The sequence below is a fragment of the Agrococcus sp. SGAir0287 genome, from assembly GCF_005484985.1.
GTDB lineage: Bacteria > Actinomycetota > Actinomycetes > Actinomycetales > Microbacteriaceae > Agrococcus.
This window is the reverse complement of record NZ_CP027942.1, coordinates 2524679-2540617: the sequence shown is the minus strand read 5'-3', so window position 1 is coordinate 2540617 and position 15939 is coordinate 2524679. Positions and strand designations below refer to the sequence as shown.

Below are 15939 nucleotides of genomic sequence, written 5' to 3'. Positions count from 1 at the left end.
GAGACGAAGGAGGCGGCACGTGGACGTGCTCGTGAAGTTCGACGACCTGAGGACGCTCAACGAGTACCTCGTGTCGATCGTCGCCGAGTTCGACGCGGCCGAGGACCGCGCCGACGTCCTGGAGGAGGCGATCGGCGATCCCTTCGGCCGCAACGATCTGCGCGAGGCCGTCGAGGACTTCGAGGACCGGTGGGACGACAAGCGCGACGAGCTGCGCGACGACCTGAAGAAGGTGCAGGAGCACGTGCAGGGCGTGCTCGACGGCTTCACCGACTGGGACGTCGAGACGGCCAAGGGACTCGAGGGCGAGGGCTGATGACGTACTACGGATTCATGGAGCGCTCCCCGGGCGAGCGGATCATCCGCGAGCTCGAGGGCAACCCGACGAAGATCATGGAGCGCGGCACCGAGATCCGCGAGCTCGGCGAGGCGATGATCGACAGCGCCACGGTGCTGCAGTCGCTGGCGGACGGCACCCACGGCCTCAAGGGCAAGGCGGTCGACAAGCTGGTCGAGGGCGTCGGCAGCGCCCACGGCACGCTCAAGGAGGCCGGCGAGCTGTACAAGCCGACAGGGCCCATCGTCTGGCGCTACGGCTATGCGCTCTCGCAGGTCCAGGACAGCCTCAACGGCCACGTGGCCAACTGCGAGACGCTCTGGCAGGACTACGAGGCGCTGCCCGGCGACCGCGCAGGACGCGGCGTCGGCGGCTTCCTGCAGCCCGAGGCGGGCAGCGAGGAGGCGAAGACGCAGGAGGCCCAGGACGAGGCGAAGCAGGAGGCGTACGACGCCTGGAAGGCCGAGGCCGAGCTCTTCGACGACGACTACGACACGTGGGAGACGGCGTTCGAGACGGCGGCGAAGGACGTCGGCACCGCGCTCGCCGGCAAGATCAAGGACTCGTTCTGGGACGACCTCGACGGCTTCGTCGCGGGCGCCCTCGAGGTGCTGAAGTGGGTGGGCCTCGTGCTCGCCGTGGCCGCGCTGCTCATCGGCGGCCCCATCATCGGCCTCATCTCCGGCATCGTCGGCCTCGTCGTGCTGGGGCTCACGATCTACCAGAAGATCCGTGGCGACTGCGGCTGGATGGAGCTCGGGCTCGCGATCTTCGGGGCGATCCCGTTCGGCTCCCTCTCGAAGGTGTTCTCGAAGCCCGGCCAGGCGTTCTTCGGCGGCGTCTTCTCGAAGAAGGGCTGGATGGACGCCGCGTTCGAGTTCAAGGGCATCGTGCGCGCCGGCTCCGGCGGCGGCCTGCAGGGCATCCGCGGCGCATGGTCGCAGTTCGTCGCGCAGGGCGAGGCTGGACGCACCGTCAACACGATCTCGCGATTCTTCAGCGGCAAGGGAGCGATCCCGCTCGGCTCCGCGCATCCGGTCGACATCGTCGCCGGCACGTGGATGACGACCCTCGGACGCCTCAACATGGCGCTGGGCTTCGGTACCGGCGAGGGCCTGTACCAGCGCGTCGTGTCGGGTGGGGGATCCTCCTAGGCGACGCTCGTAGGCTGAGGTCGATGGCTGCGACGACCGACGATGCACGCGCCCGGGCCGACGACCCGGCGCTCGCCGCGACATCGGGCTTCTCCTTCGCGCGCCGCTCCTCGCCCGGCCATCTCGCCGCCCTCGTGCTCGGCGGGGTGCTCGTGCTCGCAGGGGCCGTGGGCTTCGGGCCCATCGCCGCGTGGGCGTCCGCGGGCGGCGACGGAGCAGGATGGGTCGCTCCCGTCGTGCTCCTCGTCGTGGGCGCCTGGCTCGGCGGCGTCGGGCTCGTGGGCGTCCTGCGCGCGCGTCGCACGTGGACGGCGCCGGACGGCGCGATCCTGCGCCGCGAGCGGTACCGGCTCCGCGGCTCGCAGGTCGACGCGCAGCTGCTGTGGGACCGCCTGACGACGGCGCCCGTCGCCGAGCTGCCGAGGCTGCCTGAGGGGCGAGTGGGGCCCATCGTCGTGTCGACGTACGTCGATCGCGCCGCCACGCGCCTGCACGCGACGGTCGTCCATCGCGAGGGCGACGCCGTGCGGGCATGGCCCGTCGTGACGCGCGAGGACGCCGGCGCGGCCCGGTACGGCCAGGGGAGCGGGCCGGACGAGGCACCGAACCCCATCACGATCTGACCCACGAGGCGAGGAGCACCATGACCGACCTGAGACGCGAGCTGGGGGCCGTCGACCCCGAGTGGACGATGATGCTGCCGGCGGGCTGGGAGCGCATCGACGCCGACGACCGCTCGCTCGACGAGCTGCTGGAGCGGCTGAAGCAGCGGCTGATGCGCGAGCACGGCGTCGTCGCGTACGCGCAGACCTCCGAGCGGCTGCGTCGCGCCATCGCGGATCTCCAGGCGCGCGGCGGCACCGCGCTCATGCTGCCGCTCGAGCAGGTCGAGGGTGCGCAGTACATCCCCGCGTCGCTCTCGGCCGCGTTCATCGGCGCGTCGCGCGAGGAGCTCGACGCCACCGTCGCGGGGCTCGTCGCCGACGGGGCGATCGCGTTCGGCGGCGACCGTCGCTGGGTGCGAGCGCAGTCGACGCAGCACGGCGTCGAGGGCGAGGAGGCCGCTGCCCTCACCACCGTGCGCTACCTCACGCCCGTGCCGCGCACGCAGCGCACGCGAGCGCTCGTCCTCACCGGCAGCGTGCTCCACGACGTCGGCCACGAGGAGGGCGACCCGTTCCTCGAGGGCGTCCTGCGCGTGCTCGACACGCACGTCGCGACCTTCCGCTGGCTGCCGAGGACCGCGTCGTGAGGCTCGACATCGTGCCGGAGGCGCTCACGCGCTGGGTCGAGCTGCCGCCCGTCGGCACCGAGACGCCGCAGTGGCGCGAGGAGCTCGCAGACGGCCTCCTGCGCACCTGGCAGGGCGACTGGAGTCGCGACGTCGCCGAGGACGCGATCGACCACGGGCTTGCGGCGCGCGATCCCGACGCGCTCGCCACGATGCAGCTGTGGCCGCACGACGGCCCGGCGCACGCCATCGTCCAGCTCTCGGTGCACGCGGCACCACCCGCCGATCGGCTCGTCGCCGAGGTCTTCCCCGGCGACGACGTCGAGATCGCACGGCTCGAGGATGCGCGCGTGGGCCCGGGCTACGAGGTCGTCTGGGCCGTCGCACTCCCCGACGGGGCGCAGGGCGTCGCCGCCCGGCACGCCTTCACCGACGGCGAGACCCTGCTGCTCGTGACGCTCGAGGTCACGCATCCGCTCTTCGCCGCGTCCGTCCTCGAGACGATCCGCGACCTCGCGCGCGGCATCGTCGTCGAGCACGACGACGGCACGCCGTGGCGCTCCGCGCCGTTGCTCGAGCACGTCGTGGTCGACGAGCAGGTGGAGGCATGGGGAGTTGTCCCCATCGACACGGAGGAACGGGCTTCGTAGGTTGGTCGCAGATGGTCCGAACGGGCCACGACAACGTCGAGGGAAGGGAAGACCATGACGGACTTCGGTGCCAGCTATGGCGAGATGGAGCAGGTCGCGGCGGCGCTCGTCGACGGGCGCGACGACATCGTGCAGACGCTCGAGCAGCTCAAGGGCAAGGTCGACACGCTGCTGGGCGAGGACTTCAAGACGCAGCACGCGTCGGGGAAGTTCGGCGAGGGCTACGAGGAGCTGACCTCGGGTCTGACGACGGCGGTCGACGGCATCGGCGACATGTCGGAGGCGCTGACGGGCATGATGCAGGCGATCCAGCAGCTCGACGAGCAGCTCGCCGGCGGCTGATCCAGCCATCCAGCTCCACGAGGAGGGGTCGACCACGACGGTCGGCCCCTCCTCGCATGCGCGGGTGCGTCATGGCATGCCGCGCATGGGGAGTCCTGCCCATGGTGCTTCCCAGGGTCCGCTCGTAGCGTTGTCGCACACGGTCCGTTCGGACCGCGAGATCCGAACGAAGGGGAGAGACCATGACGGACTTCGGTGCCAGCTATGGCGAGATGGAGCAGGTCGCGGCGGCGCTCGTCGACGGCCGCGACGACATCGTGCAGACGCTCGAGCAGCTCAAGGGCAAGGTCGACACGCTGCTGGGCGAGGACTTCAAGACGCAGCACGCGTCGGGGAAGTTCGGCGAGGGCTACGAGGAGCTGACCTCGGGTCTGACGACGGCGGTCGACGGCATCGGCGACATGTCGGAGGCGCTGACGGGCATGATGCAGGCGATCCAGCAGCTCGACGAGCAGCTCGCCGGCGGCTGATCCAGCCATCCAGCTCCACGAGGAGGGGTCGACCACGACGGTCGGCCCCTCCTCGCATGCGTGGGCCGTGCCATCCCCGCCGCACGAGGTCGATGGGCAGACCTGCCCATCGGCGTCCCCCGGGCTCCCGCATAGGTTGGGAGCAGGCGGCAGGGAGGCACGACGTGGGCGACGACATCCGCATCTCGTACGGCGACCTGCGCGGCGCGGTCACGAACCTCGACCACGTCGCGACGCAGTTCGACGCGCACGAGGACACCGCCGCGTCGGCCGCGGCCGCCGTCGGCCACGAGGGCCTCGCGCATCAGGTCCGCGAGTCCGCCGACGCGTGGGACGACAACCGCGCGGACTTCCAGGGCGCAGCGGAGGGTCTCGCGCGCTCGATCGACGACATCGTGCGCGCGTTCGTCGAGCTCGACGTCGAGCTCGCGAAGGACGAGCGGTGAGGCCCCAGCCACTTCCCGGCGACGCGAGCGTCGTCGAGGGGCACGGCGCCGCCTACGTCGGCACGGCGGAGGCGATCGAGGCCGCGATCGCGCGGCTGCGTGCGATCCGCGACGAGGACTCGACGATCGCGCAGGCGTTCGATCGCGTCCGCGACGCCGCCGGGGAGGTGTCCGAGCAGATCGCTCGCGCGCAGTCCCGCTACGACGTCACGGGGCGCGCGCTCGTCGACTACGCCGCGGAGCTGCGCCTCGCGCAGACGGTGGCCGACGAGGCGATCGAGCGCTGGGAGTCGGCCGACGCCGCCGCGGAGGAGGCCGAGGAGCACCGCCGGGCGCTGGAGGCCGCGGCGGCAGGCGACGACGCAGGGGACCCGCTCGCCGACCAGGCGGCCGTCGTCGCCGCGTACGAGTCCGCGCGCGCCCAGGCGCTCGACGACTGGCTCGTCGCAGTCGATCGCAAGCGCGCCGCCGCGCAGGAGGCGGAGGCGCGCATCCGCGCCGAGGTCGAGGACTCGGAGCTGGACGACTCGTTCTGGGACGACCTGTGGGGCGGGATCGGCGCCCTCTTCGAGGCCATCGCCGACGCGCTCGTCGCCGTGCTGCAGTGGATCGCCGCCGTCGTCCTCGTGGCCGTCGCCGTCATCGTCGTCGCGGCGCTCGCGATCGCCATGCTCGCGGCGGGCGGCATCGTCGCGCTGCTCGGCGGGATCCTGCTCGCGACCGCCGTGCTCGTCGTCGCGACCGGCGGCGCCGACGCGTTCGTGCGCACGCTGCTGCGCACCGGCGAGCTCGACGCCGCGATCGTGGCGGGAGCGATCGAGACGGTGCGCCGCACCGCGCCCGGCGTCCTCGCATGGCTCATCGCGCAGGACGCGGGCGACCCGCGGCGCGTGTGGAGCGACGAGAAGCCGATGCGGCGGGACCTCGACGGCGCGACCGCGGGCGACCTGCTGGCCGAGCTGCAGGCCGGGAACCGCGACGTCGACGCGCTCGTCGGCGCGCCGGAGGGCTACGACTCCACGAACGCGACCATGGTGACGGTCACGGCGGTCACGGGGCCCGACGGCGTCGTGCGCTACCGCGTCAACATCCCGAGCACGCAGCAGTGGACGCCCGGTTCCGACGGCATCAACGACGTCGCGAGCGACGCGGCCGCCAAGCTCGGCGACGATCCGACGCAGCTCGAGCTGGCGGTTCGCGAGGCGATGGTGGACGCCGGCGTGCCGGACGGGGCGGGCGTGCTGCTCACGGGATGGAGCCTCGGCGGCATCACGGCGGCGAACCTCGCCGCGGATCCCGCCTTCTCGCGCCGGTACGACGTCGACGCGGTGGTCGTGGCCGGCGCACCGGTCGACGACGTCGCCGTGCCGACGCACATCCCCGTCCTCTCGGTCGAGCACGCGGGCGACCCCGTGCCGCTGCTCGAGGATCCGGCGCGCGGATGGCACCGCGACGACCCGAACCGCACGCGCATCGAGGTGGCGCCTCCCGCGGATGCGCCGTTCGTGCCGCACGAGGGCGCCGCGTACGAGACGACGCTGCAGCAGCAGGGCGACCTGCCGGGCTCCGTCGCCCAGGCGTGGGCGGATCGCGTGGCGCTCGACCGATACGTGGGGGCCGAGGAGACGCAGCACCGCTTCGTCTACCAGCGCGGCCGCGAGGGAGCGGCGCGATGATCGATCGGGCAGCCATCGAGGCGGCGATCGCGGCCGTCGACGGCGTCGCGGCCGCGACGGTCGCCGAGGCCGCGGACGGCGCCCCGTGGCGCACGGCCCTCGTCGTGCGGGTGGACCTCGAGCCCGGCGCCGCCGACGCACCCGGCCCCGTCGCACGCGGCGCGCTCGCGGCGCTCGCGGGCGCGGGAGACGACCTGCCTCGCGCGACGATCTCGTTCACGACGCACCGCCCGCACGAGGAGCGGCTCGACGCGCGCCGCATCGCCGACGCCGCGGGCCTCGCGGCGCTCGGCGTCGTGTCGCGCCGGTCGATCGTCGTCGGCGCCGACGCCGTGCGGGACCTGCGATGAGGCTCGAGCTGCCGCTGCCCGGGCGGTGGTACGCGCTCCCGATCGGTGCTCCGGACGCCCGCACACGCATCCGCCGATTCGCCGAGGAGGTGCACGGCGCGGGCGACGACCGCGCGCTCGACCGGATCCGGCTGCGTCGCCGGCTGCATCTCGCGCTCGCGCACGCCGAGCGCGGTCGCGCCCAGCAGCTGCATCTCGGTCGCGCGCTCGACGGCGGGCTGCCGCTGCCGGCGTCGATCGCCGTCTACCCCGGCATCGCGGTCGGCACGGCCGTCGACGCGTCGCCGGAGGCGGTGATGGATGCGCTCGTGCCGCTCGTGCTGCGCGCGGCGCACGAGCCGCTCGGCGGCTCGCCCATCCCCGGACCCGACGATCGCGTGCTGCGCACGCCGCGCTCGCTCGTCCTGCGGCGACCGACGCTCGAGCACGTCGAGGCCGAGGCGGTCGGCCGGCTGCCGACGCTGCGGGTCGACTACTGGGTCACGGTGCCCGGCGAGCGGCACGCGATGCTCGTGCACGCCGTCGCACCCGAGACCGCCCTCGCACCGCTGCTGCGCGAGCTCTTCGACGAGATCATCGTCGGCGCCCGCTTCGCGTCCGACTCGGCGCTCGCCGCCGAGCTGCGCCGCTGACGCGACGACGGCCCCCGGACCGCCAGGTCCGAGGGCCGTCGTCGCGCGGCGCGTCAGCTGCCGAGGCTCGTGGCCGCGACGACGACGAGGTCGCTGACGTCGTCGAAGCCCGCGGTCTCCTGCGTGAAGGTCGTGAAGGGCACGCCTGCGACCGTGAGGCCCTCGACGGTGCCCGTCATGGCGCCGCCCGCCTCGGTGACGCTGCCGCCGGCCGCGGTCGCCTGCTGCGCGATCGTCGTGATCGTGGCGGCACCGCCGGGCAGGACGGCGAACGACGACGAGATGCCCGCCTGGTCGAGCGCGGCGACGCACGTGACGGGGAGGTCGCCGAGGATGACGGCGGGCTGGAAGTCCGCGGTCGCCGCGGCGGCGACCACGTCCGACCCGGCGGTGGACGACGTGAGGGTCGCAAGCTGCTCGGCGTCGCACACGGGGTACGCGCCCTCGGCCTCGGGCGTCTCGGACGTGGTGGGCTCGCTCGACGCCTCGGGCGACTCCTCCGTCGTCGAGGTCGTCGGCTGCTCGTCGGCGTCGGAGCCGCCGGAGCAGCCCGCGAGCCCGAGCACGCCGACGGCGGCGATGGCGACGATGGTGGAGCCGCGCAGGGCGCGGGTCGTGATGGTGGGCATGGTGCTCCTCTCAGGGGGACGGGCAGAGCCTAGGTGCACGCGCGGGCCGCAGCCTGGACGGCCGGTGGATGCGGCGATCGCCCAGGGCGAGCGGCGCGACCTTGACCCGCCCGCGAGCGCGGCCGTATGCTCTACGAGGTGTGCGCTCACGCGCGCCCTGCGTCATGCGCGGGATGCGACGAGCTCCACCTTGGGCGATCGGACACCCGTCCGAGCCCCCACGGCATATCCAGCTCCCCGCGAGGAGACTCGCGCGCTGGATCACCGATGGCGCCGGCTGGAGGCCGGCAGATCACATCGATGCTGTCACCGTGCAGCAGAAGGAAGCATCCGTGCCCACCATCCAGCAGCTGGTCCGCAAGGGCCGGACGCCGAAGGTCGTCAAGACCAAGGCGCCCGCGCTCAAGGCCAACCCGCAGCAGCGAGGCGTCTGCACTCGCGTCTACACGACCACGCCCAAGAAGCCGAACTCGGCGCTCCGCAAGGTCGCCCGCGTCAAGCTCTCCAACGGCACCGAGGTCACGGCCTACATCCCCGGCGAGGGCCACAACCTGCAGGAGCACTCGATGGTGCTCGTCCGCGGCGGTCGTGTGAAGGACCTCCCTGGCGTGCGCTACAAGATCGTGCGCGGCGCGCTCGACACGCAGGCCGTCAAGAACCGCAAGCAGGCTCGCAGCCGCTACGGCGCGAAGAAGGGCTGAGCACCATGCCTCGCAAGGGACCCGCTCCGAAGCGTCCTGTCGTCGCAGACCCGGTCTACGGCGCACCGATCGTCTCGCAGCTCGTGAACAAGATCCTCCTCGACGGCAAGAAGGGCCTGGCCGAGCGCATCGTCTACGGCGCGCTCGCCGGCGTCGGCGAGAAGTCGGGCCAGGAGCCCGTCGCGGTGCTGAAGAAGGCGCTCGACAACATCCGCCCGACCCTCGAGGTCAAGTCGCGCCGCGTGGGCGGCTCGACCTACCAGGTGCCCGTCGAGGTCAAGCCGCACCGCGCGAACACGCTCGCGCTGCGCTGGCTCGTCTCGTACGCCAAGGCTCGTCGCGAGAAGACGATGACCGAGCGCCTGATGAACGAGATCCTCGACGCGTCGAACAGCCTCGGCGCTGCCGTGAAGCGTCGCGAGGACACGCACAAGATGGCCGAGTCGAACAAGGCCTTCGCTCACTACCGCTGGTGAACCCCGGCCGCGAGGCGTCCCGACCGGACGCCTCGCGGCCCCACCTGCCAATCCACTCCAGTAAGGAAACCCTGTGGCACAAGACGTGCTGACGGACCTCACGAAGGTCCGCAACATCGGCATCATGGCGCACATCGATGCCGGCAAGACGACGACCACCGAGCGCGTGCTCTTCTACACGGGCGTCAACCACAAGATCGGCGAGACGCACGACGGCGCCTCGACGACCGACTGGATGGAGCAGGAGAAGGAGCGCGGCATCACGATCACGTCGGCCGCCGTGACCTGCTTCTGGAACGGCACCCAGATCAACATCATCGACACCCCCGGTCACGTCGACTTCACCGTCGAGGTCGAGCGCAGCCTGCGCATCCTCGACGGCGCCGTCGCCGTGTTCGACGGCAAGGAGGGCGTCGAGCCCCAGTCCGAGACCGTGTGGCGTCAGGCCGACAAGTACAACGTCCCGCGCATCTGCTTCGTCAACAAGATGGACAAGCTCGGCGCCGACTTCTACTTCACGGTCGACACGATCGTGTCGCGCCTCGGCGCGCGCCCGCTCGTGCTCCAGCTCCCCATCGGCTCGGAGTCCGACTTCGTCGGCGTCGTCGACCTGCTCTCCATGAAGGCCTTCGTGTGGCCCGGCGACGCCAAGGGCGACGTGACCATGGGTGCGAAGTACGAGATCGAGGAGATCCCGGCCGACCTCCAGGCGAAGGCCGAGGAGTACCGCGCGACGCTCGTCGAGGCCGTGGCCGAGGCGGACGACGCGCTCATGGAGAAGTTCTTCGAGGGCGAGGAGCTCTCGATCGAGGAGCTCCAGGCCGGCATCCGCAAGCTCACGATCGCCGGCGACGCCTACCCGGTCCTCTGCGGCTCCGCGTTCAAGAACCGCGGCGTGCAGCCCATGCTCGACGCCGTCGTCGCCTACCTGCCGTCGCCGCTCGACGTGCCGCCGGTGCAGGGCCACGACGTCAAGGACCCCGAGGTCGTCATCGAGCGTCACGCCGACGCGTCCGAGCCCTTCGCGGCGCTCGTGTCGAAGATCGCCGTGCACCCCTTCTTCGGTCGCCTGACCTACATCCGCGTCTACTCGGGTCACCTCGACCAGGGCGCGCAGGTCATCAACTCGACCAAGGGCAAGAAGGAGCGCATCGGCAAGATCTTCCAGATGCACGCCAACAAGGAGATCCCCGTCGACTCGGTCACGGCCGGCCACATCTACGCGGTCATCGGCCTCAAGGACACGACGACGGGCGACACGCTCTCCGACGCGCAGCACCAGGTCGTCCTCGAGTCGATGACGTTCCCGGCCCCGGTCATCGAGGTCGCGATCGAGCCCAAGACGAAGGCCGACCAGGAGAAGCTCGGCACGGCCATCCAGAAGCTGGCCGAGGAGGACCCGACCTTCCAGACCGAGCTGAACCCGGAGACGGGCCAGACGGTCATCAAGGGCATGGGCGAGCTGCACCTCGACATCCTCGTGGACCGCATGAAGCGCGAGTTCAAGGTCGAGGCGAACATCGGCAAGCCGCAGGTCGCGTACCGCGAGACGCTGCGCGGCACGATCGACAAGTTCGACTACACGCACAAGAAGCAGACGGGTGGCTCCGGCCAGTTCGCCAAGGTGCAGATCAAGCTCGAGCCCATCGAGGTCACGGCAGAGACGACGTACGAGTTCGAGAACGCCGTCACCGGTGGTCGCGTGCCCCGCGAGTACATCCCCTCGGTGGACGCGGGCATCCAGGACGCCATGCAGGTCGGCGTGCTCGCCGGCTTCCCGACGGTGGGCGTGAAGGCGACCCTCCTCGACGGTGCGGCGCACGACGTCGACTCGTCGGAGATGGCGTTCAAGATCGCCGGCTCGATGGCGTACAAGGAGGCGGCCCGCAAGGCGCAGCCCGTGCTGCTCGAGCCGCTCATGGCCGTCGAGGTCCGCACGCCCGAGGAGTACATGGGCGACGTCATCGGCGACCTGAACTCGCGCCGCGGCCAGATCCAGTCGATGGAGGACGCCGCAGGCGTCAAGGTCGTCAAGGCGCAGGTGCCGCTGTCGGAGATGTTCGGCTACGTCGGCGACCTGCGTTCGAAGACCTCGGGTCGCGCCGTCTTCTCGATGGAGTTCTCGAGCTACGCCGAGGTCCCCAAGGCCGTCTCGGACGAGATCGTCCAGAAGGCCAAGGGCGAGTGAGCCCGGCCGGGTTCGGCCATGACGGCCGAGCCCGGCTACCATAACTGCATACCCCAAGACCCGCTTCGTCGCCGCGCGCGCGGAGCAACCTGAAAGACGTCCTAGGAGGACACAGTGGCCAAGGCCAAGTTCGAGCGGACCAAGCCGCACGTCAACATCGGAACGATCGGTCACGTCGACCACGGCAAGACCACGCTCACCGCAGCCATCTCGAAGGTGCTTGCCGACAAGTACCCCTCGGCGACCAACGTGCAGCGCGACTTCGCATCGATCGACTCGGCTCCCGAGGAGCGCCAGCGCGGCATCACGATCAACATCTCGCACGTCGAGTACGAGACGCCGAAGCGCCACTACGCGCACGTCGACGCCCCGGGTCACGCCGACTACATCAAGAACATGATCACGGGCGCCGCCCAGATGGACGGCGCGATCCTCGTGGTCGCCGCCACCGACGGCCCCATGGCGCAGACGCGCGAGCACGTGCTGCTCGCGAAGCAGGTCGGCGTGCCCTACCTGCTCGTCGCGCTCAACAAGTCGGACATGGTCGACGACGAGGAGATCCTCGAGCTCGTCGAGCTCGAGGTCCGCGAGCTGCTCTCGTCGCAGGACTTCGACGGCGACAACGCGCCCGTCGTCCGCGTCTCGGGCCTCAAGGCGCTCGAGGGCGACGAGAAGTGGTCGCAGGCCGTCCTCGACCTCATGGAGGCCGTCGACGAGTCCATCCCGGACCCGGTCCGCGACAAGGACAAGCCCTTCCTCATGCCGATCGAGGACGTCTTCACGATCACCGGTCGTGGCACGGTCGTCACGGGTCGCGCGGAGCGCGGCACGCTCGGCATCAACTCCGAGGTCGAGATCGTCGGCATCCGCCCGACGCAGAAGACCACGGTCACGGGCATCGAGATGTTCCACAAGCAGCTCGACGAGGCGTGGGCCGGCGAGAACTGCGGTCTGCTCCTCCGCGGCACCAAGCGCGAGGACGTCGAGCGCGGCCAGGTCGTCGTGAAGCCGGGCTCGGTCACGCCCCACACGAACTTCGAGGGCACGGCCTACATCCTGTCCAAGGACGAGGGTGGCCGTCACAACCCGTTCTTCACGAACTACCGCCCGCAGTTCTACTTCCGCACCACCGACGTCACCGGCGTCATCTCGCTGCCCGAGGGCACCGAGATGGTCATGCCCGGCGACACCACCGACATGACGGTCGAGCTGATCCAGCCGATCGCCATGGAGGAGGGCCTCGGCTTCGCCATCCGCGAGGGTGGCCGCACGGTCGGCGCCGGCACGGTCACGAAGATCGTCAAGTAGTCATTCGACTGCGTCAGCAGGGGGTCCGCGTCTCGCGGGCCCCCTGCTTCGTCGTTCCGGGATCTCAGTCGGCGGCGAGGACGGCCTCGCGGATCGCGTGGCCGAGGATGCGGGCTCCGTCCGCGGTGGGGTGCACGCCGTCGTCGCTCATCGTCGGCGCGAATCCCTCGCCGTCGCGCAGGCCGGCCGAGGCGTCCACCCACGTCCAGCCGTGCTCGGCGACGAAGGGCTCGAGGAACGCGTTGACGGCCGTGGCGCGATCGGGTGCCGCGTCGATGGGCGGGATGGACGAGACGACGACCGCCTCGACGTCGGCGCGATCGACGATCCGCTCGAGCTGCGCGCCGACGTCCGCTGCGAGGTCGTCGGAGTATGCATCGTTCGTGCCGGCGAGGATCACGAGCACGTCGGCGTCGAGCGGTCCGGCGACGCCGTCGGCCATCTGCGCCGTGCGCGCACCCCACTGCGCCCATCCACCCGCGAACGCGACGCCGTCGCCCACGGCGTAGGACACCCACGACTGCGCCCCGAGCGCGCCCGAGGCGAGGTCGGGGCTGTCGGCGTCGGTGATGGAGTCGCCGACGACCGCCATGCGCACGACGTCGGTCGCACCCTCGGACGCCCCAGGCGCGGTGGTGCTCGGCGTCTGCGAGCAGGCGACGAGGCCCGCGCCGACGACAGCGAGCGCGGCAGCATGGATGCGGCACCGCGAGCGGCTCGGCGTCGCTCGACGCAGGTGTGCCGGTGCCATGGCCCGACGGTAGCGGACCGCGTCGGCTCGGCGTCGGCGGGCGGGTAGGCTCGTCCACCGTGGTGGACATCATCGACTTCGAGCTGCAGACGACGACGATCGAGGGCCTCGCCCTCATCAGGATGAAGCAGATCACCGACGACCGCGGCACCGTGCGCGAGTTCTTCCGGGCGTCGGCGTTCGCCGACGCCGGATACGCACTGCCCGCCTTCCAGCAGGTCAACGTCACCGAGACGAAGCCCGGCGGCATGCGCGGCATGCACGGCGAGTCGATGGTGAAGCTCATCGCCATCGCCCACGGCACCGCCTACGGCGCATGGGTGGACACGCGGCCCGACTCGCCCACGCGCGGCGCCGTGTTCCAGACCGACCTGCAGCCCGGCACGCAGATCCTCGTTCCCGAGGGGGTCTGCAACGGCTTCCAGTCCACCGGCGACACCCCGACGCAGTACGTCTACTGCTTCACGAGCGAGTGGGTGCCCGGCATGGCCGGCGTCGCGATCACGCCCCTCGACCCCGAGCTCGGCATCCTCTGGCCCATCGAGCCCGACCGCGAGGACCGCTCGATCATCAGCCAGAAGGACCTCGACGCACCGACGCTCGCCGAGGTGCTCGCGGGCTGAGCGCGCCCTCGCCTGCCGGCCGTCACACGACCGTCACGCGTCGTCGGTAGCGTCGCATCCGTGCCCGCCATCGCCATCGCCGCCTCCATCGCCGACGACGTCGCCGCCTTCCTGGGCGAGCACCTCGCCGACATGCGCAGCGTGTCGCCGCCGGAGTCGGTGCATGCGCTCGACGTCGACGCGCTCCGCGCGCCGGGCATGCGCCTCTGGGTGCTGCGCGACGACGGCGGCGGCGTGCTCGGCACCATCGCGCTCGCGCCGCTCGAGCCCGGCCACGTCGAGCTGAAGTCGATGCGCGTCGCGAGCGCCGCGCGCGGCACGGGGCTCGGCCGGGCGCTGCTCGAGCACGCGCTCGCCCAGGCGTCGGCCTCGGGTGCGACGCGCGTGAGCCTCGAGACCGGCGCCGAGCCGTACTTCGCGCCGGCGCGTGCGCTCTACCTGCGCAGCGGGTTCGAGGAGTGCGCGCCGTTCGGCTCGTACGTGCTCGACCCGTGCAGCGTCTTCCTGACATGCGCCCTCTGAGCCTCGCGGCTCAGGCCTGGTACCACTGCACGATGGCCCAGCGCGCCGGCTCCGCGTACTCGTGGGCGAGGTCCTCGCCGTGGATCTCGATCCACGCGTCGAGCGCCTGCACCGACACGGCGCTCCCGTCCGGGGCGTCGTAGAACGACGGCGCGAGGTCGTCCTGCACCCATCCGGACGCCACGAGGCGCTCGGCGATCGTCGTCGCCGAGGCGGCTCCGCCGTCGACGAAGGCGATGGACTGCGTCGTGTAGTCGTAGTCCTCGAGCGGGATCGGCTGGGTCACGGCGCACGGCGCCGAGAGGCCGTCGAGCAGCGCAGGCGTGATGAAGCCGGGCGTCTGCGTCGATGGGTCGTGGAGCCAGACGAAGTCGGCGAGCGTGGTCGGGCCGCAGCCGGACCCGTCGGCGACGATCGCCGTCGGCTCGGCGGAGGGGCTCGCGCTCGGAGCCGCCGAGGGGGAGGGCGAGGTCGGCAGCGTCGGCGCGGGCGTGCTCGGGGCGGGCGGCGCGGGCGGCGCGGACGGGGGCGGCGTGAGGACGCAGCCGGCGAGCATGGCGCTCAGGGCGAGGCCGAGCGCGATCGGGACGCGTGCGGTGCGGCGCATGGTGCGACGCTACGCCCGGATGCCGCCTGCGGGCTGGGAGCGGCGAGCGGCGAGCCGGGCGCTGAGCTCGGCGGCGCCGTCGACGACGAGCGACTGCAGGGCTGACCATGCCTCGGCGGCGTCTGCGTCGTCGAGCCGGACCGTGACGCCGACCGCCGCGACCGGCTCGCCCACGGCGTCGATCGCCGCGGCGGCCACGGATCCGTAGGAGGGGTCGACGTCGCCGCGCTCGAGCGCCCAGCCGCGCGCGCGCACGTCGGCGAGCATGCGAGCGAGCGCGGCTCGCGTCGCGGGCTCGCCGCCGGCGAGGTCGGCGTCGTGCGGCACGAGCGCGCGCACCTGCGCGTCGTCGAGGGCCGCGAGCAGCGCGCGTCCCGTCGCGGTGCGCACGGCGGGCAGCCGCACGCCGACGCTCGAGACCGTCACGGGGGAGCGGCGTGCGGACCCGCGACCCGCGTAGCGCACGTCGACGCCCGAGAGCACCGCGAGATGCGCGGTGGCGGGCACGGGGGAGGCGCGCACAAGCCGGTCGAGCAGCGGCTGCCCGAGCCGTTCGATGCGCGTCGCGGCATCGACGCGCGAGCCGATGCGCGCGACGCGAGCGCTCGGCCCCCACGCGCCGAGCTCGGGGTAGTGCACGAGGAATCCCTCCTCGCGCATGACGGCGAGGAGGTCGTACGTCGTCGAGCGCGGGATGCCGAGGTCGCGCGCGATCGTCTGCGCGCGCACGGGGCCGAGGTGCTCCGAGAGCAGCGCGAGCACCTGCAGCGCGTGCCGCGCGGCCGGCATGCGAGGTGCGGGCATCGGGATCCGCCTCCAGTCCGAGATCTCGGACACCAGTGTCGC

At 71.9% G+C, this 15939-nt stretch carries 21 protein-coding genes; 17 read left to right on the top strand and 4 right to left on the bottom strand.

The annotated features are described in order from the left end of the window. The first annotated feature begins 19 nt into the window (after positions 1 to 19). The 11 genes from C1N71_RS12155 to C1N71_RS12105 all read left to right on the top strand — a co-directional run bounded on the left by C1N71_RS12155 (position 20) and on the right by C1N71_RS12105 (position 7288). Positions 20 to 316, top strand: a complete 297-nt coding sequence (locus tag C1N71_RS12155; protein WP_137756646.1) for a flagellar protein FlgN — start codon at positions 20 to 22, stop codon at positions 314 to 316. Next, entirely contained in the window at positions 316 to 1491 is a 1176-nt protein-coding gene (locus C1N71_RS12150; RefSeq protein WP_137756645.1) for a hypothetical protein, read from the top strand. Before C1N71_RS12155 ends, C1N71_RS12150 begins: the two co-directional genes overlap by 1 nt. Positions 1492 to 1514: 23 nt before the next feature. Next, the gene (locus C1N71_RS12145; RefSeq protein WP_137756644.1) at positions 1515 to 2114 is read left to right on the top strand and encodes a hypothetical protein; all 600 of its coding nucleotides are present in this window, start codon (positions 1515 to 1517) and stop codon (positions 2112 to 2114) included. Positions 2115 to 2134: 20 nt separating this feature from the next. Beyond that, complete coding sequence (locus tag C1N71_RS12140) at positions 2135 to 2743, top strand: hypothetical protein (RefSeq protein WP_137756643.1); 609 nt, start codon at positions 2135 to 2137, stop codon at positions 2741 to 2743. Further along, positions 2740 to 3372, top strand: coding sequence for a hypothetical protein (locus C1N71_RS12135; RefSeq protein WP_137756642.1), 633 nt, complete (start codon positions 2740 to 2742; stop codon positions 3370 to 3372). Before C1N71_RS12140 ends, C1N71_RS12135 begins: the two co-directional genes overlap by 4 nt. Positions 3373 to 3426: 54 nt before the next feature. Next, complete coding sequence (locus C1N71_RS12130) at positions 3427 to 3714, top strand: WXG100 family type VII secretion target (RefSeq protein WP_092503067.1); 288 nt, start codon at positions 3427 to 3429, stop codon at positions 3712 to 3714. A 182-nt stretch (positions 3715 to 3896) separates the two neighbouring features. Beyond that, the gene (locus C1N71_RS12125; protein WP_092503067.1) at positions 3897 to 4184 is read left to right on the top strand and encodes a WXG100 family type VII secretion target; all 288 of its coding nucleotides are present in this window, start codon (positions 3897 to 3899) and stop codon (positions 4182 to 4184) included. Between the two features lie 164 nt (positions 4185 to 4348). Beyond that, positions 4349 to 4630 carry a hypothetical protein gene (locus C1N71_RS12120; protein WP_137756641.1) on the top strand — a complete coding sequence of 94 codons (282 nt, stop codon included), beginning with the start codon at positions 4349 to 4351 and terminating at the stop codon, positions 4628 to 4630. Beyond that, positions 4627 to 6306 carry a hypothetical protein gene (locus C1N71_RS12115; protein WP_137756640.1) on the top strand — a complete coding sequence of 560 codons (1680 nt, stop codon included), beginning with the start codon at positions 4627 to 4629 and terminating at the stop codon, positions 6304 to 6306. Before C1N71_RS12120 ends, C1N71_RS12115 begins: the two co-directional genes overlap by 4 nt. After that, positions 6303 to 6656: a hypothetical protein gene (locus C1N71_RS12110; protein WP_137756639.1), complete on the top strand. Its 354-nt coding sequence runs from the start codon at positions 6303 to 6305 to the stop codon at positions 6654 to 6656. The genes C1N71_RS12115 and C1N71_RS12110 overlap by 4 nt, the downstream gene beginning before the upstream one ends. Then, positions 6653 to 7288: a hypothetical protein gene (locus C1N71_RS12105; protein ID WP_137756638.1), complete on the top strand. Its 636-nt coding sequence runs from the start codon at positions 6653 to 6655 to the stop codon at positions 7286 to 7288. The genes C1N71_RS12110 and C1N71_RS12105 overlap by 4 nt, the downstream gene beginning before the upstream one ends. 53 nt (positions 7289 to 7341) lie before the next feature. On the opposite strand, the gene C1N71_RS12100 is transcribed toward C1N71_RS12105, so the two are convergent. Further along, on the bottom strand, positions 7342 to 7917 hold the full coding sequence (locus tag C1N71_RS12100; RefSeq protein WP_137756637.1) for a hypothetical protein: 576 nt from the start codon (positions 7915 to 7917) through the stop codon (positions 7342 to 7344). Between the two features lie 332 nt (positions 7918 to 8249). Here C1N71_RS12100 and rpsL point away from each other — a divergent pair, with 332 nt between their 5' ends. The 4 genes from rpsL to tuf all read left to right on the top strand — a co-directional run bounded on the left by rpsL (position 8250) and on the right by tuf (position 12590). Beyond that, the gene (gene rpsL, locus C1N71_RS12095) at positions 8250 to 8618 is read left to right on the top strand and encodes a 30S ribosomal protein S12 (RefSeq protein WP_066517721.1); all 369 of its coding nucleotides are present in this window, start codon (positions 8250 to 8252) and stop codon (positions 8616 to 8618) included. Between the two features lie 5 nt (positions 8619 to 8623). Next, complete coding sequence (rpsG, locus tag C1N71_RS12090) at positions 8624 to 9094, top strand: 30S ribosomal protein S7 (protein ID WP_137756636.1); 471 nt, start codon at positions 8624 to 8626, stop codon at positions 9092 to 9094. 73 nt (positions 9095 to 9167) lie between these two features. Beyond that, positions 9168 to 11282 (top strand): elongation factor G, encoded by a 2115-nt coding sequence (fusA, locus tag C1N71_RS12085; protein ID WP_137756635.1) that lies wholly within the window; start codon positions 9168 to 9170, stop codon positions 11280 to 11282. 114 nt (positions 11283 to 11396) lie between these two features. Beyond that, entirely contained in the window at positions 11397 to 12590 is a 1194-nt protein-coding gene (tuf, locus tag C1N71_RS12080; RefSeq protein ID WP_137756634.1) for an elongation factor Tu, read from the top strand. Positions 12591 to 12654: 64 nt separating this feature from the next. On the opposite strand, the gene C1N71_RS12075 is transcribed toward tuf, so the two are convergent. Further along, on the bottom strand, positions 12655 to 13341 hold the full coding sequence (locus C1N71_RS12075) for an SGNH/GDSL hydrolase family protein (protein ID WP_137756633.1): 687 nt from the start codon (positions 13339 to 13341) through the stop codon (positions 12655 to 12657). 59 nt (positions 13342 to 13400) lie between these two features. On the opposite strand from C1N71_RS12075, the gene C1N71_RS12070 reads away from it, so the two are divergent. Both C1N71_RS12070 and C1N71_RS12065 read left to right on the top strand, forming a co-directional pair. Further along, positions 13401 to 13964, top strand: coding sequence for a dTDP-4-dehydrorhamnose 3,5-epimerase family protein (locus tag C1N71_RS12070; protein WP_137756632.1), 564 nt, complete (start codon positions 13401 to 13403; stop codon positions 13962 to 13964). Between the two features lie 60 nt (positions 13965 to 14024). After that, positions 14025 to 14486, top strand: a complete 462-nt coding sequence (locus C1N71_RS12065; RefSeq protein WP_254677996.1) for a GNAT family N-acetyltransferase — start codon at positions 14025 to 14027, stop codon at positions 14484 to 14486. 10 nt (positions 14487 to 14496) lie between these two features. Here the strand turns inward: C1N71_RS12065 and C1N71_RS15015 are convergent, their stop codons facing one another. Together C1N71_RS15015 and C1N71_RS12055 are read right to left on the bottom strand one after the other, a co-directional pair. Beyond that, on the bottom strand, positions 14497 to 15093 hold the full coding sequence (locus tag C1N71_RS15015) for a hypothetical protein (RefSeq protein WP_175414202.1): 597 nt from the start codon (positions 15091 to 15093) through the stop codon (positions 14497 to 14499). Between the two features lie 9 nt (positions 15094 to 15102). Further along, complete coding sequence (locus C1N71_RS12055) at positions 15103 to 15897, bottom strand: IclR family transcriptional regulator (RefSeq protein ID WP_175414201.1); 795 nt, start codon at positions 15895 to 15897, stop codon at positions 15103 to 15105. Positions 15898 to 15939: the final 42 nt, after the last annotated feature.

Bases quoted from the DNA above. Each gene is read 5' to 3' on its own strand.
- C1N71_RS12110 (WP_137756639.1), top strand. From the start codon at position 6,303: ATGATCGATCGGGCAGCCATCGAGGCGGCGATCGCGGCCGTCGACGGC.
- C1N71_RS12055 (WP_175414201.1), bottom strand. From the start codon at position 15,897: ATGCCCGCACCTCGCATGCCGGCCGCGCGGCACGCGCTGCAGGTGCTC.
- rpsG (WP_137756636.1), top strand. From the start codon at position 8,624: ATGCCTCGCAAGGGACCCGCTCCGAAGCGTCCTGTCGTCGCAGACCCG.
- C1N71_RS12130 (WP_092503067.1), top strand. From the start codon at position 3,427: ATGACGGACTTCGGTGCCAGCTATGGCGAGATGGAGCAGGTCGCGGCG.
- C1N71_RS12100 (WP_137756637.1), bottom strand. From the start codon at position 7,917: ATGCCCACCATCACGACCCGCGCCCTGCGCGGCTCCACCATCGTCGCC.
- C1N71_RS12140 (WP_137756643.1), top strand. From the start codon at position 2,135: ATGACCGACCTGAGACGCGAGCTGGGGGCCGTCGACCCCGAGTGGACG.
- C1N71_RS12145 (WP_137756644.1), top strand. From the start codon at position 1,515: ATGGCTGCGACGACCGACGATGCACGCGCCCGGGCCGACGACCCGGCG.
- C1N71_RS12150 (WP_137756645.1), top strand. From the start codon at position 316: ATGACGTACTACGGATTCATGGAGCGCTCCCCGGGCGAGCGGATCATC.
- C1N71_RS15015 (WP_175414202.1), bottom strand. From the start codon at position 15,093: ATGCGCCGCACCGCACGCGTCCCGATCGCGCTCGGCCTCGCCCTGAGC.
- C1N71_RS12075 (WP_137756633.1), bottom strand. From the start codon at position 13,341: ATGGCACCGGCACACCTGCGTCGAGCGACGCCGAGCCGCTCGCGGTGC.
- C1N71_RS12105 (WP_137756638.1), top strand. From the start codon at position 6,653: ATGAGGCTCGAGCTGCCGCTGCCCGGGCGGTGGTACGCGCTCCCGATC.
- C1N71_RS12125 (WP_092503067.1), top strand. From the start codon at position 3,897: ATGACGGACTTCGGTGCCAGCTATGGCGAGATGGAGCAGGTCGCGGCG.